This window comes from Streptomyces sp. NPDC034049, assembly GCF_055575575.1.
In genome coordinates this window covers 209,792-235,671 of the sequence record NZ_JBVISJ010000010.1, presented here as the reverse complement: position 1 = coordinate 235,671, position 25,880 = coordinate 209,792, and the positions used below count along the sequence as shown (strand labels likewise).

Below are 25,880 nucleotides of genomic sequence, written 5' to 3'. Positions count from 1 at the left end.
GTGACTGAGGCCGGTCCTGCGCCAACTCGTCGGATGCTCCTCGGAGTCGCTCACCGTGCCCCGTCAGGGGCGCGGGGAACTGCGCGACCAGCCCCCACCCACCCGCACCCGACCGACCCGCTCACCCAGCGGCCCACTCACCGAGCCGCTCACCCGGCCGGTCATCCCCCCGTCACCCCATACGCCCCCGCCCCTCCGCGACCTCCGCGACCTCCGCGACCTCCGCGACCCCGACCTCGGACAACCGCGCGGTGATCACCAGCGTCCCCTCCTCGATCTGATAGTCGAGCGGCAGCTCAAGACCCCGCATCGCCGCGACCATCCCCGTGTTGGACGCCTGCGTCACCACGTACACGTGCTCGCAGCCCGTCCCGGCGGCCATGTCCACCAGCCTGCGCAGCAACTCGCTCCCGATGCCCCTGCGCTGCCACTCGTCCTCGACGAGCAGCGCGATCTCGGTCTCGTCGCCGTCCCAGAGGAGGTGTCCCAGCCCGACGAGCCGCCCCGAGGCCGTCTGCACGGCGAGCGTCCGCCCGAAACTCGGGCTCAGCAGATGCTTGAGGTACCGGTCGGCGTCGCCCACGGGCCCGTGGTACCGCATGGTCAGCGTGCGCGCCGAGCACCGCTCGTGCATCGCCTTCGCCGCGCGCAGATCGCCGGCGTCCGCACGACGCACCGTGATGTCGTTGCCCTCCGGCAGGGTCAGCACGTCCTGGCTGCGCGGAATCCGCGGGCCGAGCCGAGCGTCCAGCTCCACCAGCGCCCGCGCCCGCGCGAACTCCGTCGGCGTGAACGGCAGATACGGCCGCTCCACCGTGATCACCCCACCCTCCGGCGCCCGCAACCGCATCACCGTGTCCTCCAGGACCCCCTCGACCGGCACGCTCTCCTGGACCCGGCCCGAACCGGGCGCGGTGGCGGGCAGCGAGCGGATGGTGCAACGGCCGAGCAACTGCCGTAGCGCGAGCGGGAGTTCCGCCGCGTCCAGCGCCGTGCGCGTGGCCAGACCGAGGATCCGGGTCGGCGCGTCCACCAGGTCGTGGGCGTCACCGCGCTCGATCCAGGTCCCGGTGCCGCCCGACTCCGCCACGGCACCGCCGAGCTCGGCGGCCGACAGTTCCTCGGGCGCCCTCAGCAGGAACTCGTCCACCGTGCCCTCGGCCAGCGGATGCGTCTGCAGGCTCAGGATGTCGACCCTGAGTTTCGCGAGCGCCGTGCACAGCGCGGCCAGCGAACCCGGCTGGTCCTTCACCGTCGTCCGCATGCGCCACATCAGGGTCACACCCGAGACCACCGGGGTGACCGTCTCCGACGGCCCGGCCTGCCGCCCCTCGGCGAGCGGCGGCCGGGCGCCGGTATCGCTCGTCGGCGGCGCGTGCCCGTGGCGCCGTTCCCACCAGCCACGGAACCCGGCCGTGGCGGAGCGCAGTCGGTGGTGGAGGGGGCGGCCGTTGCCCGCCCGCGTCACGTCAGCCTTGTTCTGAGTCATGGGGCAACTGTGAACGAGTGGTGTTGCGTGATCACGAACGCTTTGTGACTGACCGGTAAAAGCATCGTTCCGCACCTTTTGTTGCTTTTTCTATGACTGATGCTGTCGGAACCGATGCCGTCGCCGACCGATCATGAAGGTCAGGCCAGCGCCGCACACAACCGCCGGGACTGGGTCACCAGCCGGGACGAGCCCTTCCGCTCCGCCGCCGCCGCGAGATACGGCAGCTCCCCGCGTGCCCCGGACCGCTCCGCGCATTCGGCGGCGACGGCCACCAACTCCCCGAGCCCCCGCGTCGGAGCCTTCCTCGCAGCCGCCCCCTCGCCCGCGAGGTCGGCCAGCAGCGGCGGCAGCGCCTCCCGCAGCACCGACCAGGCGGTGCCGTACGCCCCGGTGGCCGCCACCGTGCGTATCGACTCGGCGAGGCGCGCCGGACGCACGCTCGCCACCACCGCGAGCCGCCCCAGATCGACGCCCAGCCGCTCCGCGTCCAACCGGCCCCGAGCCGCCAGCACCAGCAGGGCGTCGACGGCGGCGAGCCGGTCCTCCGGGTGCCGCGCACCCAGTCCGTACGCGACACAGAGGTGCACCGCCTCGCCGGGCTCGCCCTCCGCCTCGGCGAGAGCCGGCAGGACGGAGAACCCCGTCCTGGTGTCCTCGATGGCCGCCTGCGACAGGTCGCGGAGCACGCGCCCCGCCATCAGTTCCGGGCGGCCGGGTACGACCGCCAGCCAGTGCCGCCACTCCCGGTGGTCCCAGTGGGGACAGCGCCAACTGCCCCGGTACACGGACAGGGGGCGGCCGAGGCGCCGGAACTCCGGCGGGAAGAAGGCGCTCCCCAGCTCCGGAAGCTCACCGAACTCCACGAGGATCCTCGGCCCGGCCGTACGGCTCCGCTCGACGGGCTGGGACGGTACGTCCGTGAGCAGCCACTCGGCCAGCCGGTCGCCCTCCCGCGTCCCCAGCTCCCGTGCCGCCGTCGCGGCGGACGCGAGGGCGTCCGGATCCTCGCGCCGCACCCGTAGCAGCGCCTGAGCGAAGTCCGCCTCGCCGGGCCGGGCACCCGACCGCCGACAGGCGTCGAGCCGCGCCACCAGTTCCGCCGCCTCCAACGACCCCGTGCTCCAGGTGGGCGTCGCCAGCAGGAACGGCATCGGGTCGGTCCGGACGCGGTACGCGATCTCCCGCAGCCGCGCTTCGAACACCCCGGCGAGGCCGCTGTGCACACAGCCGCGCGACTCGGTCGGCTCGTTGCGCACCGGACGCAGGGTGGAGGCGCGGACCCGGTCGAACAGGGCCGCGACGACGATCTCCAGGCCGTACGGCGACTCCCCGAAGTACCTGTCGACGGCCGCCGGGTCCGCATCCGCCCACCACAGTCGCGCCATCGCCGGACGCAACGCCTCCACCAGCGCCTCCCGGTCCCGGTGCGCGTGGCGTACGAGCCCGTCCAGCGCCCGCTCGAACGCGCCGACCTCGCCCTCCGAAGCCAGCAGGGCGCCGACCTCCTCGGCCACTTCGGTCACCGTCTCCGGCGCGGGCGCGATCCGCGTCGGCAGGGGCACGGGCGGCAGCGACTCCTCGTACACCTCGGCGGCGTCGCACGCCTCCGACGCACCGAGCAGCGCCTGGGCGCGGGCGCGCAGCCCCGGGCTCAGCAGGGACGCGAGGCCGGCGATCTCCTCCCGCACCCGGCCCGCCCCGACATCGACGGCACGGACGACACCGACCTCGACACCGACCTCGGCGATGGCACCGGCCTCGGCCTCGGCCTCGGCGACCTCACCGAGATGGCGTTCCACCAGCTTGAGCGCCCGCTCCTGCATCTCCGTGTCCTCGTGCCCGAAAGCCCGGGCCACCACGGGCAGCAGGTCGGCCGCGGCGGACGGATCCTTCTTGAGCGTCCTGTCCAGGAGCACGAGCTGGGCCCGGACGAGCTTCTTCTCCGTGCGGAAGAGCACCGCGTCGGTCAGTTCGGCGAGTCGGCGGGGCCCCAGCTCGCCGTCGAGCGCGAAGCCCGCCAGGACGGACTGCGCGTGCGCGGCGACCGTGGACGACGCGTCCGCGCACAGCGCCGTCCAGTCCGCGATCCGCTCCACCTGCTCGTCACGGGTGAGGTCGAGCGCGGTCAGCAGGCCGAGGAAGACCTTGTCGTCCGCCGTGGAACCGCCGCCGCGCAGCAGCCGGGCCACACATCCGTCGATCATGGCTTTGCGGTCGAGGAGGCCCTCCCGGGTCAGCTGGGTGAGGGCGTACGTCCAGTCGTCGAGACCTTCGCCGTACCGCCAGGCGCTGCGGGCGCCGACCTCCTCCGTCTCGAAGAGGGCGGCGACCAGCTCCGACAGGTACGGGTCGTTGCGCAGGTTCCCGATGACCGTGCCCGCCGGGCGGCGCGCTCGCCCGACGTGGTCCATCCAGCCCCGTACATAGGCCTCCGACGTGGGCGCCGGGCAGCCCGCCAGGCGCACCAGACCCGCCATCAGCTCGTACGGGACGCGGGCGGAGAGCGGACGCTCCGCGAGCCGGCGCACGAGGTCGGCGAGCCACTCGGGGGCGCGGTCCCCGAGCACCTCGATCAGGACCGCGGGAGGGGCCTGCCGCCACCGCAGTTCGGACCCGGTGAGCCAGGTCGCCACGGCGGCGGCCCCGGTCTGACAGGCCGCGCCGGCGGCATGCAGCGCGGGATACGCACGCTGGGCCGGGGACCGCCACGGCTCCGCGCGCAGTTCCGTGCGGAGCTTCTTCAGCTCCGGCACACACGCGCGCCGTTCGGCGTCCGTCATGCCGTCCACCAGTGCGAGGACCTCGTTCAGGTTCCCCGCACGCACCGCACCGAGCAGCGACTCCGCGCTCATCGCACACCCCCGTCGATCCCGACCCCGACCCCGAGCCCGCTCGCTCCCGCCGTCGCGCCCCGGCGGGCCATGCGCACCGCCAACGCGTGTCTGCAGGGGCCGCGGCCGCCCCGGTACTTCGCCCACCAGAGGCAGGAACAGCTGAGGATGCCCGCGCTGTCCCGTACCCGGTGGACATGGCCGTCCTCGGCGGTGACCGTGCCGAGGTCGCCGTCCAGCGCGACCGCTCCGGCGGCCAGCAGGGCGCGGGCCGCGCGCAGCCGGGGGTTGTGACGCTCGACGCGATCGGCCTCGTAGGGGAGTTCGCGATGGAAGTACGCGGCCTCGGCCGTGTCGTAGCCCACGCGGCCGGAGGTCCCCAGCCGGGTCAGCGCCGCCCGCACCCGGTCGGCGGGCAGACCGGAGGCGGCGGCCAGGTCCCCGACGTCGACGCGCGGCTCCCAGGCCAGCAGCACGGCGATCAGCTCCGCGTCCTCGGCGGCCTCGTCGGTGGCGAGCGCGTCGAGGACCCCGCCCTCCCCGGAGAAGCCCCGGGCCGTCTCCGGGGACAGGGTGAGGGTGAGCCGCATCCCGGGGAGCACGAGCTCCCAGGCCCCGGCCAGGGCGGTGGCGCCGGCCGCCGGCGGGCCGTACACCCGCAGCGCGGTGGCATGGCGCAGGACCCGCTGCAGGGCGGCCAGGCGCTCCGGGCCCGGCAGACACACCGCGCCCGGGACGGGCCGGGTCGTCGGCCGCAGGGAGCGCCCGGCCGGCACCACCCACTGGGCGCCCCGCGAGGCACCCCGGGCGCTCCCACGGGGCAGCGACCGCAGGAAGCGCACGGCCTCGGCGGCGGGCAGCTCGGCCCGCAGGTCGAACCCGGCCGCGATCACCTGGGCCTCGGCGAAGCCGCGCAGCCAGCGGTCCGGCAGCGGCACCTTCTTCTCCACCACCGGACCGGCCGTCGTGGTGACCGCCAACTCCTCGGGCCCGACCCGCAGATGGAGCGGATCGTCCCCGCCGACCCGGGACAGCGCCTCCCGCAGCGGGTTGTTGACGTCCACATTGGTCGTGCCGTGTCCCACCTCACCGCCGTCGAGGCCCGGTCCCAGCACGTCCAGCCGGGCGTAGACCCCGCCGCAGCCCGAGAACGACTCGAACCGCAGCCGGTCCCCGTTGCCCGTCACCACCGGGTCCAGCGAGGACCGCAGCTGCTGCTGGTGGTACCGCGCCGCCGCCACGTCGGCCACCGCCAGCAGCCCGGCCGCGGCCACCTGAGGAGAGGTCAGGAAGCCCGTGAAGAACCGCGGATGGTCCTCCGGCCCCGTCGGGGTCGCACCCCGTGAGGTCTCCAGCCCCAGCCGGTGCCCGCCCGACACGGACTCCAGCACGGAGGGTCGCGTGTAGGCCACGGCCTGCAAAGATCGCGTCATGGGAAAACAGTAGGAGCGACCACTGACAATCGCCCCTGACCTGCGCCGACGCGAGTTCCGGACGGCCTCGCGGCCCGCCGGTCACTGACCGACGAGACCCGGCTGGAGCACCTTCGTGTACAGCACGGTCCCGTCCTGCTCCCGCAGCCGGACCGTCAGCTCCCCGCTGTGGCCGTCGATGTCGACCTCGCCGAAGAACTGGTAGCCGCCCGCCGGGGACACGTTCGCCGTCGTCGGCGCCTTCACGAACACCCGTTCGGGGCCGAAGGTGTTGTCCAGCGCGTTCGCCGGGAAGGCGCCCGCGTTCAGCGGGCCGGAGACGAACTCCCAGAACGGCTCGAAGTCGGTGAAGGCGGCCCGCGACGGCTGGTAGTGCTGCGCCGAGGTGTAGTGCACGTCGGCCGTCAGCCACACCGTGCCCGTGATCTTGCGGTGCTTGACGAACCGCAGCAGTTCGGCGATCTGCAGCTCCCGTCCCAGCGGCGCGCCCGGGTCGCCCTGCGCCACGGCCTCGATGTTCGGCTTGCCGTCCCCGGTGTCGGGCACGACCAGACCGAGCGGCATGTCGGAGGCGATCACCTTCCACACCGCTCGCGACCGCGACAGCTCCCGCTTGAGCCACTCCAACTGCTCGGCTCCGAGGATGCCCACCGGGTCGGTGGTCTGCGTACCGGGCGAGTTGGCGTCGCGGTACGTCCGCATGTCCAGCACGAACACGTCCAGCAGGGGACCGTGGCGCACCACCCGGTGCACCCGGCCCTCCCGGGCGCCGGGCCGCAGCGTGGAGATCGGGAAGTACTCGCTGAACGCCCGCCGCGCCCGCGCCGCCAGTACGTCCACGCTCTTCTCGGTGTACCGGGCGTCGGTGAGGATCTCACCCGGGTACCAGTTGTTGGTGACCTCGTGGTCGTCCCACTGCACGATCGCCGGGACCTGCGCGTTGAACCGCTTGAGGTTCTCGTCCAGCAGGTTGTAGCGGAAGTTGCCCCGGAACTCGGCGAGCGTCTCCGCCACCTTGGACTTCTCCTCGGTGGTGACGTTGCGCCAGGTGCCGCCGCCGGGGAGCGCCGCCGTCGCGGCGATGGGGCCGTCCGCGTAGATGGTGTCACCGCTGAACAGGAAGAAGTCCGGGTCCAGCGCGCCCATCGCGTCGAAGATCCGGTAGCCGCCGCGGTCCGGGTTGATGCCCCAGCCCTGTCCGGCCAGGTCACCCGACCACACGAACCGGGCCCCGGAGCGGCGCTTCAGGGACGTCGTACGGAACGTCCCGGTGACCGGCTCCCCGGTGCGGCGCGGGTCGTGCGGATCGGCGAGCAGCACCCGGTAGTGGATCTGCTCGCCCGAGGGCAGCCCGCGCAGCCGCGTCGTCCCGGTGAAGTCGGTACCGGCATCCAGCAGCGGACCGTGCCATCTGCGCGGATTGCGGAACGACTCGGTGGCGGACGTCTCGACGATCATCCGCGCCGGACGGTCCGACCGCACCCACACCAGCCCGGAGTGCGCGGTCACGTCCCCGGCCTGCACACCCCAGCCGGCCCGCGGCCGTCCCGAGAGAGCCAGCGCGGGAGCCGAGCCGAGTGCGACGGAACCGGGCAGCGCCAGCGCCGCCGACGCGGCGAACGAGCCGCGCAGCACGCTGCGGCGACCGGGCAGGGGACTCGGCGGACGGTGTGACATGAATGCGCCTCCAGCGACGGATCCGGCCAATGTGCACAGCCACAACTACGCGCACGCCGCAGCGCACACGGAAACGACAAGTGAACAACTGCGCGGGGTGTGGGGGAAGGCGACCCGCGTCAGCGCTCGGGTGTACCTGTGAGTCGGCGGCTGCGGGTGAGTGGGGGCTTTTCGCGCAGTTCCCCGCGCCCCTTAGGGGCCTACGGCCCTTTCGGGCCGAAAAGCACGGGGCGCAGCCCCTGCTTTTCAGGGGCGCGGGGAACTGCGCGACCAGCCCCCACCGGACGGACGCTGGGGGTCAAAGGGGCGCAGCCCCTTGAGGATGGGACGGGTAGGGGCGGCGGGGGCGACGAACCCCGACGTCACCCCACCACCCCCGCCAACACCCCCACCCCCTCCCGAATCCGCGCAGGAGAAAGATGCGCGTACCCCAACACCAACCGCACCCGCGCATCCGGCACCCTCCCGTACGCCCCCAACCCCCGCACCACCACCCCACCCGCCCCGGCCCGCCCGAGGAACCGCTCCACCGCCCCGTACCGCTCCGGCAGCGCCACGATGACATGCAGCCCGGCCGCGATCCCCGATATCTCCGCCCCGGGAAAGTGCTCGGCGAGCGCCGACACCAGCACGTCACGCCGCTCCCGGTACGCCCGCTGACACCGCCGCAACTGCCGGTCGTAGTCCCCCCGCTCCACGAACCGCGCGAAGAGCGCCTGGTCGATGGTGGGGTGCCCGAGATCCATGGTCCGTTTGCGCTCGACGACCTCCCGAGCCAGCCACGCCGGTACGAGGAGCCAGCCGAGCCGCAGCCCCGGCGCGAGGGACTTGCTGACGGAACCGGTGTAGGCGACCCGCTCGGGGTCGAGCCCCTGCAACGCGCTCACGGGGGCACGGTCGTAGCGGAAGTCCCCGTCGTAGTCGTCCTCGACGATCAGCCCGTCCACCGCCCGCGCCCAGTCGAGCAGTTCGCTCCGCCGCCGCGCGGAGTACGCGATCCCCGTCGGGAACTGGTGGGCCGGCGTCGTCACCACCGCCCGCACCCCCGACTCCCGCAGTGGCCCGACCGCCAGCCCCTCCTCGTCCAGCGGCAACGGCACGGTGCCGAGCCCGGTGGCGGCGTACAGCGTCCCGTGCTCGGGGCTGCCGGGGTCCTCGACGCCGACGACACGTGCCCCGCGCGCGTGGAGCACCGATCCGAGGAGCGTGCCGGCCTGGGCCACCCCGGAGACGACGACGATCCGCTCCGGGTCGGCGACCACGCCCCGCCGCCGGGCCAGCAGCTCGGCGAGCGCGGTGCGCAGCCGGGGCAGCCCGCGCGGATCCGGATAGCCCAGCTCGTGGTGCGGCAGCTCCGCGAGGACCCCGCGCTGGGCCGCCGCCCACGCCGCACGGGGGAACAGCGACAGGTCGGGCGTCCCGGGCACGAAGTCGGCGCGGGCACCCGGCGGACGCGGAGCGAGGTCACGCGCGCGTGGCGGCGCGGGCGTCCGCACGGCTGCGCCCACCCAGGTCCCGGCGCCCCGGCCGCTGCGCAGATAGCCCTCCGCGACCAGCTGTTCGTACGCCTCCGTCACCAGCCCCCGCGAGACGCCGAGGTCGGCGGCCAGCTCCCGGCTCGCCGGCAGTCGCGTCCCCCGTGCCAGTCGCCCCGACCGGATCGCCTCCCGCAGCGCCGCCTGCAGAGTGCGTCCACGCGCGCGTGCGGGCGCGTCCGCGACGGGCAGCAGCAGCTCCCAGGCGGCGGTCCAGGGAGCGGATGCCGAGGGCGCGCCGTGGTCGGAATTGGTCCCCGATGACGTCATGGAAGTGGACCTTAAACGGGACCGCCCGGCTCCCTAGCGTCGCGACCATGAAGCCGACGCCCACCTCGCCCGCCTCTCCCGCGCCCACCGACGGCGCTGCGCCCGCGCCCCCCGCCACCGGCACGCCCCGGACCTCGTCCGCGATCTCCGGAGCCCTCCTCGCCGCCCTCGCCTGTGTGCTCGTCGGCGGTTCCTTCACCGCCAACAGCGTGCTGGGCGACTACCCGTACGCGGGTGGGCAGTTCCTCCGCTACGGCCTCGCCTGTCTGCTGCTGCTCCCGCTGCTCGGCACGGGTGGCACGGCACCCCTGCGCCGTCTGTCCGCACGTCAGTGGGCGCGGCTGGGGCTGCTCGCGGCGATCGGCATGGTCGGCTTCAACATCGCCGTGCTCGCGGCCGAACGCTCGGCGGAACCGGCGGTGCCGGGGGTGTTCGTGGGCTGCGCCCCGGTGGCCGTGGCCGTCCTCGTCCCCCTCTCGGAGGGCCGTCGCCCCCGACGAATGGTCCTCCGAGGGGCGCTGCTGGTGGCAGCCGGCGCGTTCGCCGTCCAGGGCTGGGGCCGTACGGACGCGGCGGGCATCGCCTTCTCCGTGTGCGCGCTGGTGGGCGAGATCGGCTTCGCGGTGCTGGCCGTGCCGGTGCTGCGACCGCTCGGACCGCGGTTGCTGTCGGCGACCGTGTGCGCGGTGGCCGCCCTGGAGTCGGCCGTCGTCGGCGTGGCCGTCGACAGCGGCGCGTGGCTGCCTCGCCCGGACGGCACGGAGTCCCTCGCGCTGCTGTGGCAGGCGGCGGTCGTCACGGTCGTCGGGTTCGTGTGCTGGTACATGGGCATGCAGCGCATCGGCGCCGAGCGCGCCACCCTCTTCTCCGGCCTCATCCCGGTGGCCGCCGCCTGCACGGCTCCCCTCGTCGGCACGGGCTCCTACGGTGCGGCGCAGGCGGTCGGCAGCGCCTTGGTGGGCGCCGGGGTGGCCCTGGGATCGGGCGCGACGGCACGCCGCCGGACGGTGGCCGCTCCGCGGGGCGGGTCAGCGGCTGCCGTCGAGGGCCGGGTGGCGGCTGCCGTCGAGGATGACGCGGGCGACCAGCGCGGGGTCGTCGTTCATGGGGCAGTGGCCGCAGCCGGGCAGCCGCACCAGCCGGGCGCCGGGGATGACCCGCTTGGCGCGGACGCCCTGACGGCGGACGAGCAGCCAGTCCCGGGTGCCCCAGGCCACGGTGACGGGGAGGCCAGGGACGTCGTCGGTGAACAGGACGCTGCCGCCGGCCCGGAGGGTCTCGTCGAACCCGGTGGCCCCCGCCAGCGCGAGCGTCTCGGCGACCACCGCCTCGGGTGAACGGCGGGCCGGGCGGGCGTAGATGGTGCTCGTCAGGGCGGTGCGGCCGAGCGCCGACCGGGACAGCCGCTCGACCAGCGGGAGCGGCATCCGACGCGAGATGTGCCGCATGGTGAGCAGGACGCCGAACGCGTAACGCCGCTCGGCCTCGTTCCAGAACCCCGCAGGGGACAGCGCCGTGACGGACCGTACGAGCTTCTCGCGGCCCAGCTCCAGGGCGAGCAGACCGCCCAGGGAGTTGCCCGCCACATGCGGGCGGTCGAGCTCCAGCGCCTCGCAGAAGGCACCGAAGACGGCGGTCGTCGTCGGCAGGTCGTAGGTGAGTCCGTCGGGAAGCGCCGGAGACTCGCCGAAGCCGGGCAGGTCGACGGTGATGACCTCGCGCTCGGCCGCCAGGATGTGCGTCACCGGGTCCCAGGCCTGCCGGTGGTGGCCGATGCCGTGCAGCAGGAGCAGCGGCTCACCGGTGCCCTCGCGGGTGTAGGAGACCGTCACGGACCGTGGGCCGAGCGGGGAGGGGACCTGGAAGGAGACCGTGGCGGCGGACATGGTGCGACTCCTCGTCTGGGCGGAAGGACGCGCCGGCGTAGGGCGGTCGTAGACAGCTTGTCAGCAACTGCTACCGGCGGGTAGTCCCCGGGAGTAACAAGCCACGCGCATCGTCGGAATCGCCTGGACACGGCCCGGCGCCTCGGGTTGGGATGGAACGGTGACCACCGATATCGCGATCGACGTCTTCGAAGAGCACCGCTCCGTCCTCATGGGAGTCGCCTACCGCATGCTCGGCCGGGTCGCCGACGCCGAGGACGTGGTCCAGGAGACCTGGCTGCGCTGGTCCGGCGCCGACCGCTCCGACGTGCGCGAACCGCGCGGATACCTGGTCCGTGTCACCACCCGGCTCGCCATCGACCGGCTGCGCCAGGTGCAGTCGCGCAACGAGGCCTACCCCGGCCCGTGGCTCCCCGAGCCCTACGTCACCGACTACGCGGACACCGTCCCGGACACCGCCGAGCGGGCCGTCCTCGCCGACAGCGTCTCCCTCGCCGTCCTGGTCGTCATGGAGTCCCTCTCGCCCCTGGAGCGCGCCGTGTTCGTGCTCCGGGAGGCCTTCGGCTACCCGTACGCCGAGATCGCGACCATGATCGACCGCGCCGAGCCGGCCGTGCGCCAGCTCGCCGGGCGGGCCCGCAGGCACGTCGAGGAGCGGCGTCCGCGCTACGAGGTCGATCCCGTCGAACGCCGTGAGCTGACCGAGAAGTTCCTCGCCGCGGCGGCGGGCGGCGATCTCGACGGGCTCATGGCGCTGCTGGCCCCCGACGTGCGTCTGGTGGGCGACGGCGGCGGCATCGGCAAGGCCCCGGTGCGGGTCCTCGAGACCGCCGACAAGGTGGGACGGTTCGTGCACGGCGCGGCGGGCAAGGGCGTGCGGGACGCGTCGTTCCGGTTCATGGAGATCAACGGCGGCTTCGCCGTGGTCCTCCTGACCGGCGGCGAGGTCGACAGCGTGTTCCAACTCGACGTCGCCGACGGGCGGATCCAGTGCGTCTACATCGTCCGCAACCCGGAGAAGCTGCTCTCCCTGGCGGCCGTGAAGCCTTGATGAACGCTGTCGGGCGTCCGGCCCGTCGGATGCCCGAGCGTTCGAGGATTGGTCTTGACCAAGGGTGGGGGCGGGCCTATGGTCGCAAGAAAGTGCAACAACCTTTAATAAACAAGGGCGCTAAAAACGCCGCCGGGCCACGGCGAAGCAGCGGAGGACAGGGTGGGGACCCAGCAGCTGGAAACGGTGCCGGAACCGAAGTACTGGCATTTGAAGACCGTGCTCAGTGAGGCATTGGACTCCGAGTTCTCGGTGGGGGAGATCCTGCCCAACGAGCGTGACCTCGCGGCCCGTTTCGGCGTCGCCCGGGCCACCCTCCGCCAAGCGCTGGAGCAGCTCGAACTGGAGGGCCGGCTGCAGCGCCGTCGCGGCGTCGGCACCACCGTCGCGCCCCCGCGCGTGGGCGTCGCCGTCGGCACCGAGCAGCACGTGTGGCCGGGCACCGTCGGCGACGCCTGGCAGGCCGTCGACTGCGCGGCCTCGGCACCGCCCGCCGCGGTCGCCGACCTCCTCGACAGCGTCCACGGCGAGCAGGTGCACGTCGTACGCCGCTCCCGGATGTCGCACGGCCAGCCCGTCGCCGCCGAACTGCTCTACGTCCCGGCCGCCTCCGTGCCCGCCCTCTCCGGCATAGACGCGCCCTCCGGTGCCGCACGCGCGCGTGCCGTCCTGCGTGAGCTGCAGCGCCTGGAGCTGGAGGGACAGGACCGCTCGGTGGAGCTGGGCTCCGCCCGGGCGGACGACGCCAAGGAGCTGGACCGGCTGCCCGGCGCGCCCGTCCTGGTCGTCACCACCCGCTTCTTCGCCGAGGGACGCACGGCGGCCGTCTCCCAGGCCACCTACCGTGCCGACACGTGCCGCCTGACCTTCGGCGCCTCGGGCAGCGTCGAGATCCACCACGGCCCGGAGCGCCGCGCGTCCTGACGCCGCTCGTCCTGACGCCGCGGGCAGAACCTCCCGGCCGTACCCGCCGTGCCCCCTCTCGCGGGGCACGGCGTTCTCGTGCCCGGCGGCGGCTCAGCGGCGCGCCGTCACCGTGCCCTCCACCGCGAAGAGCTGCTCCTCGACATGGTCCAGGGCGAGCCGCAGCGCGCCCATGGCGACGGCGGCCTCGCCCAGCCGGGAGAGGGCGACCCGTGGCGGGCGCAGGCAGTAGCGGGCCAGCTCGCGGCGCAGGGGATCGAGGACGTCGTCGATGCCGGCCGCCCAGCCCCCGACGACGACCAGCTCGGGATCGAGGGCGAGGACGAGGGCCGTCACATCGTGGACGAGGCGCTGTATGAAGCGGTCCACGGCCTCACGGGCCCGTACGTCGCCCTCGCGCGCGTGCTTGAACACCTCGGCGACCGCCTGCTCGTCCAACGGGTGCAAGGGCTCGCCCGTGGTCGACAGCAGGGCCTCCGGGGTGGCCTCCCGGCCCAGCAGGTGCAGCGCGCCGATCTCCCCGGCCGCGCCGCCGTACCCCCGGTGCAGCCGCCCGCCGATCAGCGAACCGGCGCCCGGGCTCAGCCCCGCCAGCACGAACACCACGTCGTCGGACTCGGTGGCGGCGCCCTTCCAGTGCTCGGCGACGGCGGCCGCGTTGGCATCGTTCTCGACCAGCACGGAGCACTTGAAGGAACGGCTCAGCCGCTCGCCCAGATTCAGTCCCGTCCACTCCGGCAGGGCCGCGCACAGGCGTACGGCGCCGTCGGCCTCGATGATCCCCGGGCTGCCCACCCCGACCGCGCGCAGCGAACCGCGCGACACACCGGACCTGCGGAGCAGCTCGGCGACGGTCGAGCGCAGTCGCTCCAGGCGGTCCTCCGCCGACGCCGACTCGGAGACCTCCTTGGACAGCGAGCCCAGCACCTTCCCGTCGAGATCGGCGAGGAGCGCCGCCACCCGGTGCGAGCCCACGTCCAGTCCCAGCAGATGGCCGGCCTCGGCCCGGAACCGGTAGCGCCGTGCCGGGCGCCCCTGCCGCCTGGCGGCGCCCTCCTCGGCGGCCCGCTCGACCACCAGACCGGCCTCGACCAACCCCTCCACGACGCCCTCGACCGTGGGCCGGGACAGGCCGGTGACCCTGGTGATCTCGGTCAGGGTCGCATGGTCCGTGGCCCGCAGCGAGTGCAGCACCACGGCCGAGTTGATTCTTCGAAGCAGAGAAGGATCCCCGCCGGTCAGTGGCCCCAACGCCCGTCCTCCCAGCTCGCGCCCATGTCTGCCGGATCGTACTCGCCACGGCGCACCCCGGCGAGTGCCCGCCGCCCCCGACCTGCGCAATCTCCCAGGGGCCCGGGGCCGCCCCCGGACACCGCCGCCGAGCACTGCGCCCCGCCGCCGAGCCCCGCCGCCGTGTCGTGACCTCTGCCCTGCCCTGTCCCGCGCTGCCCCTGCGATCTGCCCCCTGCCGCCCCTGCTCTCTGCCCCCTGCCCCGACGCCTGTCCTGAGGCTCGTCCTGACGCCGTGCCAATTGTCAGTGGTGCCCGCTTTACTGGACCGCATGAGCATCACGCACCACCTCGCCGTGATCGACCGGCTGCGCTCCGAGGAGTTCCCCGCGGAGCCCGGCCGGTCGGACGTCGGCACGGCCGGACCGGGGTACCACGTCGCCGAGTTACGGACGAGCGCCGACTTCTGGGAGGACGACGGCACACGGCGCGAGGAGACCGAGGACCAGTACGAGGCGGAGCGTGACGCCCTGTCGGAGCTGCTCACCGCCCGCTGGGGCGCCCCGTCCGTGTTCAGCCTGTGGAGTGTCCTGGACCGGTCGATGGACGGCGAGGACATACCGGAGCCCTGGGCGGTGCTCAGCTCCCACGTCCCCGACCTGCACCTCTGGCAGGTCGACGGCCGCTGGGTCGCCCTCGGCGTCTCCCAGTGGGACAAGGAACTGCCGTTCCAACTCGTCGCGCTGATAACGGAGATAGACCCCCCGTGACGGCCGGGCGGCCGGTCAGTCCTCCGCCGCCACCCGCAGCCGCCCGAACTCCTCCGCCATCGTCGCCGCGGTCCAGTGCGCGTTCAGCCCGCTGGGGTTGGGCAGCACCCACACGCGTGAGGCCCCGATCGTCCTCTCCTGTGGTCCGACGGCGGCACGGCGGTCCCCGAAGGCGGCGCGGTACGCGGTCACACCCACCACCGCGAGCCAACGCGGGCGCAGCCGCTCCACCTTGGCGGTCAGCAGTCGGCCGCCCTCCACGTACTCCTCGGCCGTCAGCTCGTCGGCCCGAGCCGTGGCGCGGGCGACGACGTTGGTGATGCCGAGCCCGTACGACGGCAGTTCACCCTGCTCGGACGGCTTCAGGAGCCGCGGCGTGAAGCCGGACAGGTGCAGGACGGGCCAGAAGCGGTTGCCGGGGCGGGCGAAGTGGTGGCCCGAGGCGGCCGTCATCAGCCCCGGGTTGATGCCGCAGAAAAGGACCCGGAGGCCGTCCGCGGTGACGTCCGGCACCAGCCGGTCGCGGGCGGCCTCCAGTTCGGCCTGGGTGTAGCGGGTCAGAGGATCGCTCCCGGCGTGTAGCCGGCGGCCTCCGGGCGCTGCTTCACGATCTCCTCGATCCGGCCGACGACGACGGCGACCTGGTCGGCGGCGGCGCCCGTGAAGGAGAGCTTGTCGGCCATCAGCGCGTCCAGCTGGGCACGGTCCAGCGGGATGCGGTCGTCGGCGGCGAGCTTGTCGAGCAGTTCGTTGCGCTCGGCGCCCTGCTCGCGCATGGCCAGCGCGGAGGCGACGGCGTTCTCCTTGATGGCCTCGTGCGCCACCTCACGGCCGACGCCCGCCCGTACGGCGCCCATCAGCACCTTGGTCGTGGCCAGGAAGGGGAGGTAGCGGTCCAGCTCACGCGCGACGACCGCCGGGAACGCGCCGAACTCGTCGAGGACGGTCAGGAAGGTCTCCAGCAGACCGTCCAGCGCGAAGAAGGCGTCCGGCAGCGCGACCCGGCGCACCACCGAGCAGGAGACGTCGCCCTCGTTCCACTGGTCGCCCGCCAGCTCGCCGGTCATCGAGGCGTAGCCGCGCAGGATGACCATGAGGCCGTTGACCCGCTCGCACGACCGCGTGTTCATCTTGTGCGGCATGGCGGACGAACCGACCTGACCGGGCTTGAAGCCCTCGGTCACCAGCTCGTGCCCGGCCATCAGGCGGATCGTCTTCGCCAGGGAGGACGGCGCCGCCGCCAGCTGCACCAGCGCGGTCACCACGTCGTAGTCGAGCGAGCGCGGGTAGACCTGGCCGACCGAGGTGAACGCCTGCGCGAAGCCGAGGTGCCCGGCGATCCGGTCCTCCAGCTCCGCCAGCTTGGCGGCGTCCCCGCCCAGCAGGTCCAGCATGTCCTGGGCCGTGCCCACCGGGCCCTTGATGCCGCGCAGCGGGTAGCGGCCGAGCAGCTCCTCGACGCGGCCGTACGCCACGAGCAGTTCGTCGGCGGCGGTCGCGAACCGCTTGCCGAGGGTGGTGGCCTGCGCGGCCACGTTGTGCGAACGGCCGGCCATGACCAGCTCGCCGTACTCGCCGGCCAGCTTGCCGAGCCGCGCCAGGACGGCCACCGTACGGTCGCGGACCAGCTCCAGGGAGAGCCGGATCTGCAGCTGCTCGACGTTCTCGGTGAGGTCGCGGGAGGTCATGCCCTTGTGCACGTGCTCGTGCCCGGCGAGGTCGTTGAACTCCTCGATCCGCGCCTTCACGTCGTGCCGCGTGACCTTCTCGCGCTCGGCGATGGAGGCCAGGTCGACGGTGTCGAGGACCTGCTCGTAGTCGGTGAGCGCCTCGTTCGGCACCTCGATGCCGAGGTCCTTCTGGGCCCGCAGCACGGCCAGCCAGAGTTGCCGCTCCAGCCTCACCTTCTGCTCGGGCGACCAGAGCGTGGCGAGCTCGGTGGAGGCGTAGCGTCCGGCGAGGACGTTCGGGATGCGGGGCTTGGCTGGCGCAGAAGTCACGTGTACGGAGTGTACTCAACGCCCACGGGGGCGTTGGAACACCCACATCGTCCGGAGCGCCGCAGGTCAGGGGCGCGCCGGACGATGTGCGTCGTCGGGTCGGTGCGTCAGCACTTCTCGTCGTTCACGTACGCGACCAGCGCGTCCAGGTCCACCGACGGGTCGTCGAGCGATTCACGCAGCAGGGTGCCGGCGGACTTCTGGTCGTCCGCTGCCAGCAGCTTGCACACCGTTGCCTGCATTCCGGGGCTCCGGGCGTTCCAGATCTCGTCGTAGCGTGCTTCGTCCCCCGTGGGAGCGGTGCTGCTGGGCGTCGAGGCGGCCGTGTCGACGCTGTTGGCGCAGGCGGTGAGGAGCAGGCTTGCGGCAATCAGGACGGTGGCGGTGCGGCGCATGGGTCCCTCCGTGATGTGACTGTGGGGGGAGCATCATGCGCGTCGCAGGGGTGCCGCAACGGATGTGTGACCATGTTGTGACCCGTTGTAGCGGACCGGGTGCCGTGCGACCGGTCCGAGGAGAGGGCGCCGAGGGTCTCTTCGCGGGGCCTACGCGGCAGGGTCTACGAAGAGGAGTCCGAGCCGTCGGCCAGCTCCGCCAGGATGTCCCCGTGGCACGCCTCGGGCGCGCACCAGCAGGCCAGCGTCCTGCCGCGCAGCCCCGGGACGAGGGCCATCAGCTCGGGGTCGGCCGTCAGGTACGCGCGGTACTTCGCCATGACCTCGGCTCGCGTTCCGTCGCGCTTCTTCTTCTCGGTGTCGTACTGGAACGGGTTGTAGAGCGGGTGCTGCGGCAGGTCCCAGTGGCCCATGGTCCAGCGGCGGCCGATGTAGACCAGGTCACTGGGGGCGAACTCCAGCCGGGGGCCGAAGTCGCGGATGCGGCCCTTGAGGTTGATCACGGTCGTGGTCACACGCGCCTCCCGGTAGGCCGGCTCCCTACGCTAGTGGGCCCTCGTACGGCAGCAACTCGGGCCGCTTGGCCGGCATGCCGTCGCCGGAGGAGCGGCCCGTGAGGCGGCGGCCTATCCACGGCAGCAGGTACTGCCGGGCGAACCGCGCGTGGGCCACCTGACGGGCGGTCCAGCCGGGCGGTGGTGTGACGGGCATCGGCGTCCGCCACTCCGGGTCCTCCGCCGCGTGGCCGAGCGTCTGCCAGACCGCCTCGGCGACCCGGCGGTGCCCCTCGGCGGTCAGGTGCAGCCGGTCCACGTCCCACATCCGGGGGTCGCTCAGCGACGGCGCGCCGTAGAGGTCGACGACGAGGGCGCCGTGCCGGGCGGCCAGGTCGTCGACGCAGGCGAACAGCTCCTCCATACGCGGCCGGAACCGCTCCAGGACGGGGCCCTGGCGGCCGGGGCTGCGCATCAGGACGAGCTGCTTGCAGGAGGGGGCGAGGCGCTCCACGGCCTCCTCCAGCAGGGCCCGCACCCGGCCCATGTCGCACTTGGGCCGGAGGGTGTCGTTCAGGCCGCCGACCAGTGTGATCACGTCCGCCTCCATCGCGGCGGCGACGTCCACCTGTTCGGCGACGATCTGGCCGATCAGCTTTCCGCGCACCGCGAGGTTGGCGTACCGGAAGCCGGGCGTCCGCGCGGCCATGCGGCCGGCGAGGAGATCCGCCCAGCCGCGGTACGTACCGTCGGGGAGGAGGTCGGACATGCCCTCGGTGAAGGAGTCGCCGACCGTGACCAGGCTGGAGTAGGCGGGACCGGAGGCGGAGGGACCGTCGGGGATGGGGTTCGTCTGCATGGCGTCAAAAATGGTACCGCGCACACATACCCACCGGTCGGTCCCCCTGCCCGCCGCCGGCCGACCGGCCTGCCGCCGCCGTCACCCCACTGCCCGCCCCCAGCCGCCCTTTCGGCCCGAAGGCGGACGGCGGCGGGCAGTGGCGCAACGGCGGGCTGCGGGCCGGGCGGGGAGCGGCGGGGGTTCTCAGACGTCGGCTGGCCGAACAGCTCCCGTAGGAGTCCCGCCGCCGCCGACCGACCGCCTGCCGCTGCTGGACTCCCGTCGACAGCCGCCTGCCGTGAGCCAGCTGCCCGCCTGCCGTCGATCGCCGCCGCCGTCCGCTGACCCCCGGACGCCTGCCCGCAGCCCGCCGCCCGGCCGCCGCCGTCAGCCCGCTGCCCGCCCCTCTCGGCCCGAAGGCGGACGGTGGCGGGGAGTGGTGGCTGCGGACGGCGGGCTGCGGGCGGTGGGCCGGGCGGGGAGCGGCGGGGGTGCTCAGGCGGTCGGCTGGCCGAACAGTTCCCGGAGGACGTCCTCCATGGTCACGATGCCCGCGAGGCGGCCGTCACCGCCCAGTACGGCCGCCAGATGGGTCCGGCTGCGGCGCATCGCGGTGAGTACGTCGTCCAGCGGTGTGGTCTCCCGGACGCGGGCGATGGACCGCATGTCCCGGACGGAGAACGGCAGGTCGCGCGGGGCCGCGTCGAGCGCGTCCTTCACATGGAGGTAGCCCACGATCCTGCGCCCCTCGTCGACCACGGGGAAGCGGGAGAACCCGGACTCGGCCGAGAGCCGCTCCAGCTCCTCCGGGGTGACCCCCATGCCCGCGTAGACCACCCGCTCCAGCGGAAGGATGACGTCGCGCACGGGCCGGCGGCCCAGTTCGAGCGCGTCCCGCAGCCGCTCCTGCGCGCGGTCGTCGATGAGGCCGGCCTCGCTGGAGTCCGCGACGAGACGGGCCAGCTCGGTGTCCGAGAAGGTGGCCGCGACCTCGTCCTTCGTCTCGATCCGCATCAGCTTCAGCAGCGTGTTCGCGAAGGCGTTGACCGTGAAGATCACCGGGCGCAGCGCACGCGACAGCGTCACCAGCGGCGGACCGAGCAGCAGGGCGCTGCGCACCGGCTCCGCGAGGGCGATGTTCTTCGGCACCATCTCGCCGAGCAGCATGTGCAGATAGGTGGCGAGCGCCAGGGCGATCACGAAGGAGATCGCGTGGCCCGCGCCCTCCGGCACACCCACCGCGTGGAACAGCGGCTCCAGCAGGTGTTCGATCGCGGGTTCGGCGACGACACCCAGGACCAGGGTGCACAGCGTGATGCCGAGCTGTGCGGCGGCCATCAGCGCGGACACGTGCTGGAGCCCCCACAGCACGCTGCGGGCCCTGCGGTCGCCCTCCTCGGCGTACGGCTCGATCTGGCTGCGGCGTACGGAGATCAGGGCGAACTCGGCGCCCACGAAGAAGGCGTTGACGACCAGCGTCGCGAAGCCGATCAGCAGCTGGACGGCGGTCATCGGGTCTCCTCCTCGTGCTCCTCGGCGGTCGGGACCGGCGCGTGCAGCAGCACCCGCGCGGCCCGGCGCCCGGCCGCGTCCACCACGTCGAGCCGCCAGCCGACGACCTCCACGGTGTCGCCGACGGCCGGGATACGGCCCAGTTCGGTGGCGACCAGGCCCGCGAGCGTCTCGTACGGCCCCTCGGGCGCGCGCAGGCCGACCCGGGCGAGCTGGTCGGTGCGGGCCGAGCCGTCGGCCGAGTACAGCTCCCGGCCGTCGCCGTCGGTGCCGACGGGGGCCAGGTCGGGGGTCTCGTGCGGGTCGTGCTCGTCGCGGACCTCGCCGACGACCTCCTCGACGATGTCCTCCAAGGTCACGACTCCGGCGGTGCCGCCGTACTCGTCGATGACGACGGCCATCGTGCGCTTGCCGGAGAGCCGGTCGAGGACCCGGTCGACGGTCAGCGACTCGGGGACGAGCAGCGGCTCGCGCAGCAGTTCGGCGACGGAGGTGCGCAGCCGGCGCTCGGCGGGCACGGCGAGGACGTCCTTGATGTGCACGGTGCCGACGACCGAGTCGAGGCTGCCGCGGTAGACGGGGAAGCGGGACAGACCGGTGGCCCGGGTCGCGTTCGCCACGTCCTCGCAGGTCGCCTGGGCGTCGAGGGCGATGACCTGGACGCGCGGGGTCATCACGTTCTCCGCGGTCAGATCGGCCAGGTTCAGCGTGCGCACGAACAGCTCGGCGGTGTCCTTCTCCAGGGCGCCCTCCCTGGCCGAGTGCCGGGCGAGGGCCGCCAGCTCCTGGGGGCCGCGCGCGGAGGCCAGCTCCTCGGCCGGCTCGATGCCGAAGAGGCGTACGAGACGGTTGGCGGTGTTGTTGAGGTGGGTGATGAACGGCCGGAACGCCGCGCTGAACCAGCGCTGCGGGTTCGCCACCCTCTTCGCCACCGGCAGCGGCGCGGAGATCGCCCAGTTCTTGGGGACCAGCTCGCCGACGACCATCAGCACGACGGTCGACAGGGCCGTACCGATGACGAGGGCCACCGAACGCGACGCGGAGTGCGGCACGCCGAGCGCCTCCAGCGGGCCCGCGATCAGCTTGGCGATGGACGGTTCGGCGAGCATGCCGACCACCAGGTTGGTGACGGTGATGCCGAGCTGGGCGCCGGAGAGCTGGAACGTCAGGTTCCGTACGGCCTTGAGGGCGCCGGCGGCACCTCGCTCGCCGCGCTCCACGGCCCGCTCCAGCCGACCCCGGTCGACGGTGGTCAGTGAGAACTCCGCGGCGACGAAGCCACCACAGATCAGCGAGAGCAGCACCGCCACCAGAAGGAGGAGCACTTCGGTCATCGGGTCACCTCCGTCCCATGGTCGGACAGAGGCGGGAGGAACGCGCGGCGTCGGGCGCCGGTGCCGGTACTGGGAGGCTCGCCCATGGGCGGACGCTCACAACCTTTCCGTAGAGGTTGACAGGTCCACCCATGGTAAAGGATCGGCAAAGACGTCTCGGTCACCCGTTCCCCGGTCCGTTCCCCGCGTGATCGAGCGGTGCGCGGCGGTCAGTCTCCCAGCGGCTTCACCCATCGCCGCCACTTCTCCTCCGGCGCGTACCCGGCCGCCCGCCAGGCATGCTGGGCCGTCTCGTTGCGGACGAGGACCATCGCGTCGCCGCGCCGTCCGCCGAGCCGTACGAACCGCTCCTCGGCCGCGCTGAGCAGCGCCGAACCGATGCCCCTGCGGCGGCGCCCGGGGTGCACCGCGAGCCGGTACAGATGGCATCGCCAGCCGTCGAAGCCGGCGATGACCGTGCCCACCAGTTCGCCGTCCAGTTCGGCGAGGATCAGTGTCTCGGGGTCGCGGGCCACCAGCCGCTCGACGCCCTCACGGTCGTCGCTGATGCTGGTGCCCTCGGCGGCCACCTTCCAGAAGGCGAGCACGGTGTCGAGATCGTCGGGCGTCGCGGCCCGTATGCGCAGGTCGGTCATGATCGGATCCGATCACGAGCGCCGGACCGCGACCGGGAATTCCAGGATTCGGACGGGCCGGGCGGGATCACCTGCCCCGCAGCGCTTCGACGACCTTCGCGAAGGCCTCCATGTTCGGCTCCAGGACGGTCAGATACGAGAAGCCGTACCGCTCCCGCTGCGCCAGCACCTGGGCGACGATCTCCTCCAGCGTCCCCACCAGGACCAGCGGCAGCTGGAGGACCTGCTCCTCGCTGAGGTTCGGCAGGTGGCTGAGCCACGGCCGCACGGCGGCGGCGCGGTCCTCGGTCAGCTCGACGATCTGGACCAGCAGGTTGAGCTCGGCGGGCTCCTTCCGCCCGGCGGCGAACTCCTGGTAGCGGCCGACCCGTTCGTCCAGCTCCTCGGCGGTCAGCGGTTCCAGCTTCCCGCCCTCGACCGTCCGCGCGCCTGTGAACGCCGCGATGTCCGCGTGCTCGGCGGTGAGCCGCAGCATCCGGTCACCGTTGGCGCCGATCAGCAGCGGCACCCGGGGCCGCTGCGCGGGGCGCGGCTGGTGGTCGTCGGAATCGAGGAGCCGGTCCAACTCCTGGACCGTGCGCAGCAGATGGTCGACCCGTTCGCCGGGCGACCCCCACGGCAGCCCGGCCTTCTCGTGCTCGGCCGCCACGTACCCGGTGCCGAGTCCCAGCTCCAGCCGGCCGCCGGTCAGCGCGTCCGTGGTGGCGACCTCACGGGCGAGCAGCGTCGGGTTCCAGAAGCCCGTGTTCAGCACGAAGGTGCCGAGCCGCGGCCGCTCGGTCGCCTCCGCCGCGGCCACCAGGGACGGGAACGGGGCCGGCATGCCCAGATGGTCGGGGACCAGGATCACGTCGTAGCCGAGCTGTTCGGCGCGGCGGCACTTCGCGCGCCACTCCCCGCCCGACGTGGGGCTGAGCAGGTTGACTCCGAAACGGAACGGGCGCGGCATGAACTCTCCTCACTCGAAAGGGACTTGAGTCGGGCACACCGGCGAGTACATCATTCGTGCGCGATGGCCGCCAGCACGTTCATCCGGGACGCCCGCAGCGCGGGCAGCAGGGCTGCCACCACGCCGACGACCGCGGAGCCGATCACCACGGCGACGACCGTGCCCCACGGGATCGCCAGCGCCTTCATCCCCTGGAGGGCCAGCACCTGCTGCACGCAGACGCCCCAGACCAGCCCCAGCGCGAGCCCGAGAACGGCACCGAACACGGCGATCACCACCGACTCCAGCCGGATCATCCGCCGCAGCTGTCGCCGGGCCAGCCCGATCGCGCGCAGCAGCCCGATCTCCCGGGTGCGCTCCACCACCGACAGAGCGAGGGTGTTGACCACGCCGAGCACCGCGATGACGATCGCCAGGCCCAGCAACGCGTAGACCAGGTAGAGCAGGACGGCGATCTGGCCCCGGACCAGCTCCTTGTAGTCGGCCTGGTCGCGGACCTGCACCTGCGGATACGCCTCCAGCGTCCGCTCCAGGTTCGCGCGCAGCTCGTCGGCGCCCACGCCGGATCCGGCGTTGACGTACAGCGCCGAGTCCTGCCCGTCGGGCACGTACGTCTCGACGGTGCCCGTCCCGAAGAACAGCCCGCCGCGCATCCCGAACCCCTCGGCGCTGTCCTGGTCCGTGAGCGCGCCGACCTTCAGCTCGGTGTTCCTCCCGGCGGGGAACCGCACCGGGAGCGTGTCGCCGACCTCGACGTCGTGCTCCCGCGCGAACTCCACATCCATGGCGATGGCGCCGTCCGCGAGCGCGGCCGCGCTGTCGCCCCGGGCGTAGGTGACGTTCGCGACCTCGTCGAGCCGAGGGTCGTAGGCCGCGGCGGTCGTCTCGACCCGGTCGCCGTCCGGCAGCCGTACCGCGACCGGGGTGAACCGCTGCCGTACGACGAGGCCGGCGCCGTCGGTGGCGCGGACCTTGTCGGTGACCTCCTGCGGGAACGGCTGGAAGTTCTGGTTCTGGACGACGAAGTCGGCACCGAGGGTCCTGTCGATCTCCTGGTCGAAGGACTTCGTCATCGACGCGCTGGCCACGGACATGCCGCCGACCAGCGCGATCCCCACCATCAGCGCGGCGGCGGTGGCCCCGGTCCGGCGCGGGTTGCGCAGGGCGTTGCGCTGGCTCATCCGGCCCACGGAGCCGAACAGCGCGGGGAACGCCCCGCCCAGCACCCGGACGACCGGCCGTACCAGGAGGGGGCCCGCGACGACCGTCGCGACGAGGGTGAGGACCACGCCGAGGCCGAGCAGGGAGGCCGCCGATCCCGTGTCCGACGACACCGCGCACCCCACGAGCGCGGCTCCACCCGCCGCCCCGACGGCCCCGCCGACCACCGCGCGCACCTTCAGCGGCCGTCCCACCCCGGCGATCTCGGCGTCCGCGAGCGCGGCCATCGGCGACACGGCCGACGCCCGGCGGGCCGGCAGATAGGCCGCCACGAAGGTGACGCCGAGCCCGACGACGTAGGCCGCGACCGGTGTCCCCACGCCGATCACCATCTCGGTCGACTTCAGGTTCATCCCGAAGGCGCCCATGAGCGCGATCAGTCCGAACGCCAGTCCGATGCCCGCGGCGAGGCCGAGCGTCGACCCGACCAGCCCGAGCAGCGCCGCCTCGGCCAGCACCGACCGCCGCACCTGCCGCCGGTCGGCACCCAGCGCGCGCAACAGGCCCAGTTCGCGGGTGCGTTGGGCGATGAGCATGGAGAAGGTGTTGACGATGAGGAACATTCCGACGAGCGTCGCGATCCCGGCAAAACCGAGCATCACGTACTTGATGACGTCGAGGAACCCGCCGAGCGAGGCGGCGGCCGACTCGGCCTGCTCGTCGGCGGTCTCGTACTTGTACGCCGTCGGCCCCAGCGCGTCGGCGATCCGCCGTGCGAGGACGTCGTCGCTCACCCCCTGCTCGGCGGTCACCGAGATGCCGGTGGCGGCGTCGGGATCGCCCAGCAGTTCGGTCTGCGCGACGCGGGTGTCGAGGAAGACCAGCGCGGAGCCGGGGTTGGTGGTGGTGAAGGTGGCGATGCCGACGACCTCCACCTCGAAGGAACCCGGCCGGGCGAGGACCGTCAGGGTGTCCCCGATCCGTACGTCCTTGTTCTTCGCGGTGTCCGCGTCGAGCAGCGCCTGACCGGGGCCCTCGGGCGCGTTTCCGCTGGTCAGCTTCACGGGGCTGCGGTCGGTGGGGTGCCAGTCGGTGGCGATGGTGGGGGCGCCCGTCGTCGGCCCCACGGACTCGTTCTCGCTGTCGACGACCGTGACGTTCTCCACGGACACGTCGATGTGGGCCTCCGCGACGCCGTTGATCCGCGCGGCCCGCTCGGCGAGCGACGCGGGCACCGTCCGGACCGCCCCGGTCGGCATCTGGCCCTCCAGCCCGTCGTCCTTCGGGCCCACCGTCACATCGGCCGAGGTGGAGGCGAAGAGCCGGTCGAAGGTACGGGTGACCGTGTCCGAGAAGATCAGACTGCCCGCGACGAACGCCACCGAAAGGATCACCGCGAGGGCCGACAGCAGCAGCCGCCCCTTGTGCGCCAGGAAACTCCGCAGGGTCGCCTTGAGCAC

20 protein-coding genes and 1 pseudogene are annotated in these 25,880 nt (G+C 73.2%); 4 read left to right on the top strand and 17 right to left on the bottom strand.

What is annotated here, in order from left to right:
- Positions 1-172: 172 nt before the first annotated feature.
- The 5 genes from ACZ52C_RS27815 to pdxR form a co-directional block, all read right to left on the bottom strand.
- Positions 173-1,489: a GNAT family N-acetyltransferase gene (locus ACZ52C_RS27815; RefSeq protein WP_469077324.1), complete on the bottom strand. Its 1,317-nt coding sequence runs from the start codon at positions 1,487-1,489 to the stop codon at positions 173-175.
- Between the two features lie 140 nt (positions 1,490-1,629).
- Entirely contained in the window at positions 1,630-4,344 is a 2,715-nt protein-coding gene (locus tag ACZ52C_RS27810) for a DUF7824 domain-containing protein (RefSeq protein WP_469077323.1), read from the bottom strand.
- Positions 4,341-5,756, bottom strand: a complete 1,416-nt coding sequence (locus tag ACZ52C_RS27805) for an SWIM zinc finger family protein (RefSeq protein ID WP_469077322.1) — start codon at positions 5,754-5,756, stop codon at positions 4,341-4,343. The genes ACZ52C_RS27810 and ACZ52C_RS27805 overlap by 4 nt, the downstream gene beginning before the upstream one ends.
- Before the next feature lie 81 nt (positions 5,757-5,837).
- Positions 5,838-7,433, bottom strand: a complete 1,596-nt coding sequence (locus ACZ52C_RS27800) for an alkaline phosphatase D family protein (protein WP_469077321.1) — start codon at positions 7,431-7,433, stop codon at positions 5,838-5,840.
- Positions 7,434-7,795: 362 nt separating this feature from the next.
- A complete protein-coding gene (gene pdxR, locus ACZ52C_RS27795; protein WP_469077320.1) occupies positions 7,796-9,238 on the bottom strand; it encodes a MocR-like pyridoxine biosynthesis transcription factor PdxR in 1,443 nt (480 codons plus the stop codon).
- On the opposite strand from pdxR, the pseudogene ACZ52C_RS27790 reads away from it, so the two are divergent.
- A pseudogene (locus ACZ52C_RS27790) lies at positions 9,193-9,771 on the top strand (EamA family transporter); the annotation flags it as partial. The gene pdxR and the pseudogene ACZ52C_RS27790 overlap by 46 nt on opposite strands.
- Positions 9,772-10,266: 495 nt before the next feature.
- Here ACZ52C_RS27790 and ACZ52C_RS27785 read toward each other — a convergent pair.
- Positions 10,267-11,124 carry an alpha/beta fold hydrolase gene (locus ACZ52C_RS27785; RefSeq protein WP_319109691.1) on the bottom strand — a complete coding sequence of 286 codons (858 nt, stop codon included), beginning with the start codon at positions 11,122-11,124 and terminating at the stop codon, positions 10,267-10,269.
- 160 nt (positions 11,125-11,284) lie between these two features.
- On the opposite strand from ACZ52C_RS27785, the gene ACZ52C_RS27780 reads away from it, so the two are divergent.
- Together ACZ52C_RS27780 and ACZ52C_RS27775 are read left to right on the top strand one after the other, a co-directional pair.
- The gene (locus ACZ52C_RS27780; RefSeq protein WP_469077319.1) at positions 11,285-12,175 is read left to right on the top strand and encodes an RNA polymerase sigma-70 factor; all 891 of its coding nucleotides are present in this window, start codon (positions 11,285-11,287) and stop codon (positions 12,173-12,175) included.
- A 162-nt stretch (positions 12,176-12,337) separates the two neighbouring features.
- A complete protein-coding gene (locus ACZ52C_RS27775; protein ID WP_469077318.1) occupies positions 12,338-13,099 on the top strand; it encodes a GntR family transcriptional regulator in 762 nt (253 codons plus the stop codon).
- A gap of 93 nt (positions 13,100-13,192) precedes the next feature.
- On the opposite strand, the gene ACZ52C_RS27770 is transcribed toward ACZ52C_RS27775, so the two are convergent.
- Positions 13,193-14,350, bottom strand: a complete 1,158-nt coding sequence (locus ACZ52C_RS27770) for an ROK family transcriptional regulator (protein WP_469077317.1) — start codon at positions 14,348-14,350, stop codon at positions 13,193-13,195.
- A 311-nt stretch (positions 14,351-14,661) separates the two neighbouring features.
- Here ACZ52C_RS27770 and ACZ52C_RS27765 point away from each other — a divergent pair, with 311 nt between their 5' ends.
- Complete coding sequence (locus tag ACZ52C_RS27765) at positions 14,662-15,099, top strand: hypothetical protein (RefSeq protein ID WP_469077316.1); 438 nt, start codon at positions 14,662-14,664, stop codon at positions 15,097-15,099.
- A 15-nt stretch (positions 15,100-15,114) separates the two neighbouring features.
- On the opposite strand, the gene mug is transcribed toward ACZ52C_RS27765, so the two are convergent.
- The 10 genes from mug to ACZ52C_RS27715 form a co-directional block, all read right to left on the bottom strand.
- The gene (mug, locus tag ACZ52C_RS27760; RefSeq protein WP_469077315.1) at positions 15,115-15,612 is read right to left on the bottom strand and encodes a G/U mismatch-specific DNA glycosylase; all 498 of its coding nucleotides are present in this window, start codon (positions 15,610-15,612) and stop codon (positions 15,115-15,117) included.
- 44 nt (positions 15,613-15,656) lie between these two features.
- Positions 15,657-17,099, bottom strand: a complete 1,443-nt coding sequence (gene purB, locus ACZ52C_RS27755) for an adenylosuccinate lyase (RefSeq protein ID WP_469077314.1) — start codon at positions 17,097-17,099, stop codon at positions 15,657-15,659.
- 107 nt (positions 17,100-17,206) lie between these two features.
- A complete protein-coding gene (locus ACZ52C_RS27750) occupies positions 17,207-17,494 on the bottom strand; it encodes a hypothetical protein (RefSeq protein ID WP_469077313.1) in 288 nt (95 codons plus the stop codon).
- Between the two features lie 164 nt (positions 17,495-17,658).
- Entirely contained in the window at positions 17,659-18,009 is a 351-nt protein-coding gene (locus ACZ52C_RS27745) for a DUF4326 domain-containing protein (protein WP_469077312.1), read from the bottom strand.
- Between the two features lie 25 nt (positions 18,010-18,034).
- Positions 18,035-18,847 (bottom strand): SGNH/GDSL hydrolase family protein, encoded by an 813-nt coding sequence (locus ACZ52C_RS27740; RefSeq protein ID WP_469077311.1) that lies wholly within the window; start codon positions 18,845-18,847, stop codon positions 18,035-18,037.
- A 477-nt stretch (positions 18,848-19,324) separates the two neighbouring features.
- Complete coding sequence (locus ACZ52C_RS27735) at positions 19,325-20,341, bottom strand: hemolysin family protein (RefSeq protein WP_469077310.1); 1,017 nt, start codon at positions 20,339-20,341, stop codon at positions 19,325-19,327.
- Positions 20,338-21,675, bottom strand: coding sequence for a hemolysin family protein (locus ACZ52C_RS27730; protein ID WP_469077309.1), 1,338 nt, complete (start codon positions 21,673-21,675; stop codon positions 20,338-20,340). Before ACZ52C_RS27730 ends, ACZ52C_RS27735 begins: the two co-directional genes overlap by 4 nt.
- 209 nt (positions 21,676-21,884) lie before the next feature.
- Positions 21,885-22,310, bottom strand: coding sequence for a GNAT family N-acetyltransferase (locus ACZ52C_RS27725; RefSeq protein ID WP_469077308.1), 426 nt, complete (start codon positions 22,308-22,310; stop codon positions 21,885-21,887).
- Positions 22,311-22,377: 67 nt separating this feature from the next.
- Positions 22,378-23,259, bottom strand: coding sequence for an LLM class F420-dependent oxidoreductase (locus ACZ52C_RS27720; protein ID WP_469077307.1), 882 nt, complete (start codon positions 23,257-23,259; stop codon positions 22,378-22,380).
- 50 nt (positions 23,260-23,309) lie between these two features.
- Entirely contained in the window at positions 23,310-25,880 is a 2,571-nt protein-coding gene (locus tag ACZ52C_RS27715) for an ABC transporter permease (RefSeq protein WP_469077306.1), read from the bottom strand.

Coding starts and splice junctions, on each gene's coding strand:
- ACZ52C_RS27750 (WP_469077313.1), bottom strand. CDS start 17,494: ATGCGCCGCACCGCCACCGTCCTGATTGCCGCAAGCCTGCTCCTCACC.
- ACZ52C_RS27735 (WP_469077310.1), bottom strand. CDS start 20,341: ATGACCGCCGTCCAGCTGCTGATCGGCTTCGCGACGCTGGTCGTCAAC.
- ACZ52C_RS27805 (WP_469077322.1), bottom strand. CDS start 5,756: ATGACGCGATCTTTGCAGGCCGTGGCCTACACGCGACCCTCCGTGCTG.
- ACZ52C_RS27730 (WP_469077309.1), bottom strand. CDS start 21,675: ATGACCGAAGTGCTCCTCCTTCTGGTGGCGGTGCTGCTCTCGCTGATC.
- ACZ52C_RS27800 (WP_469077321.1), bottom strand. CDS start 7,433: ATGTCACACCGTCCGCCGAGTCCCCTGCCCGGTCGCCGCAGCGTGCTG.
- ACZ52C_RS27765 (WP_469077316.1), top strand. CDS start 14,662: ATGAGCATCACGCACCACCTCGCCGTGATCGACCGGCTGCGCTCCGAG.
- ACZ52C_RS27785 (WP_319109691.1), bottom strand. CDS start 11,124: ATGTCCGCCGCCACGGTCTCCTTCCAGGTCCCCTCCCCGCTCGGCCCA.
- ACZ52C_RS27740 (WP_469077311.1), bottom strand. CDS start 18,847: ATGCAGACGAACCCCATCCCCGACGGTCCCTCCGCCTCCGGTCCCGCC.
- pdxR (WP_469077320.1), bottom strand. CDS start 9,238: ATGACGTCATCGGGGACCAATTCCGACCACGGCGCGCCCTCGGCATCC.
- ACZ52C_RS27815 (WP_469077324.1), bottom strand. CDS start 1,489: ATGACTCAGAACAAGGCTGACGTGACGCGGGCGGGCAACGGCCGCCCC.
- ACZ52C_RS27720 (WP_469077307.1), bottom strand. CDS start 23,259: ATGCCGCGCCCGTTCCGTTTCGGAGTCAACCTGCTCAGCCCCACGTCG.
- ACZ52C_RS27725 (WP_469077308.1), bottom strand. CDS start 22,310: ATGACCGACCTGCGCATACGGGCCGCGACGCCCGACGATCTCGACACC.
- ACZ52C_RS27810 (WP_469077323.1), bottom strand. CDS start 4,344: ATGAGCGCGGAGTCGCTGCTCGGTGCGGTGCGTGCGGGGAACCTGAAC.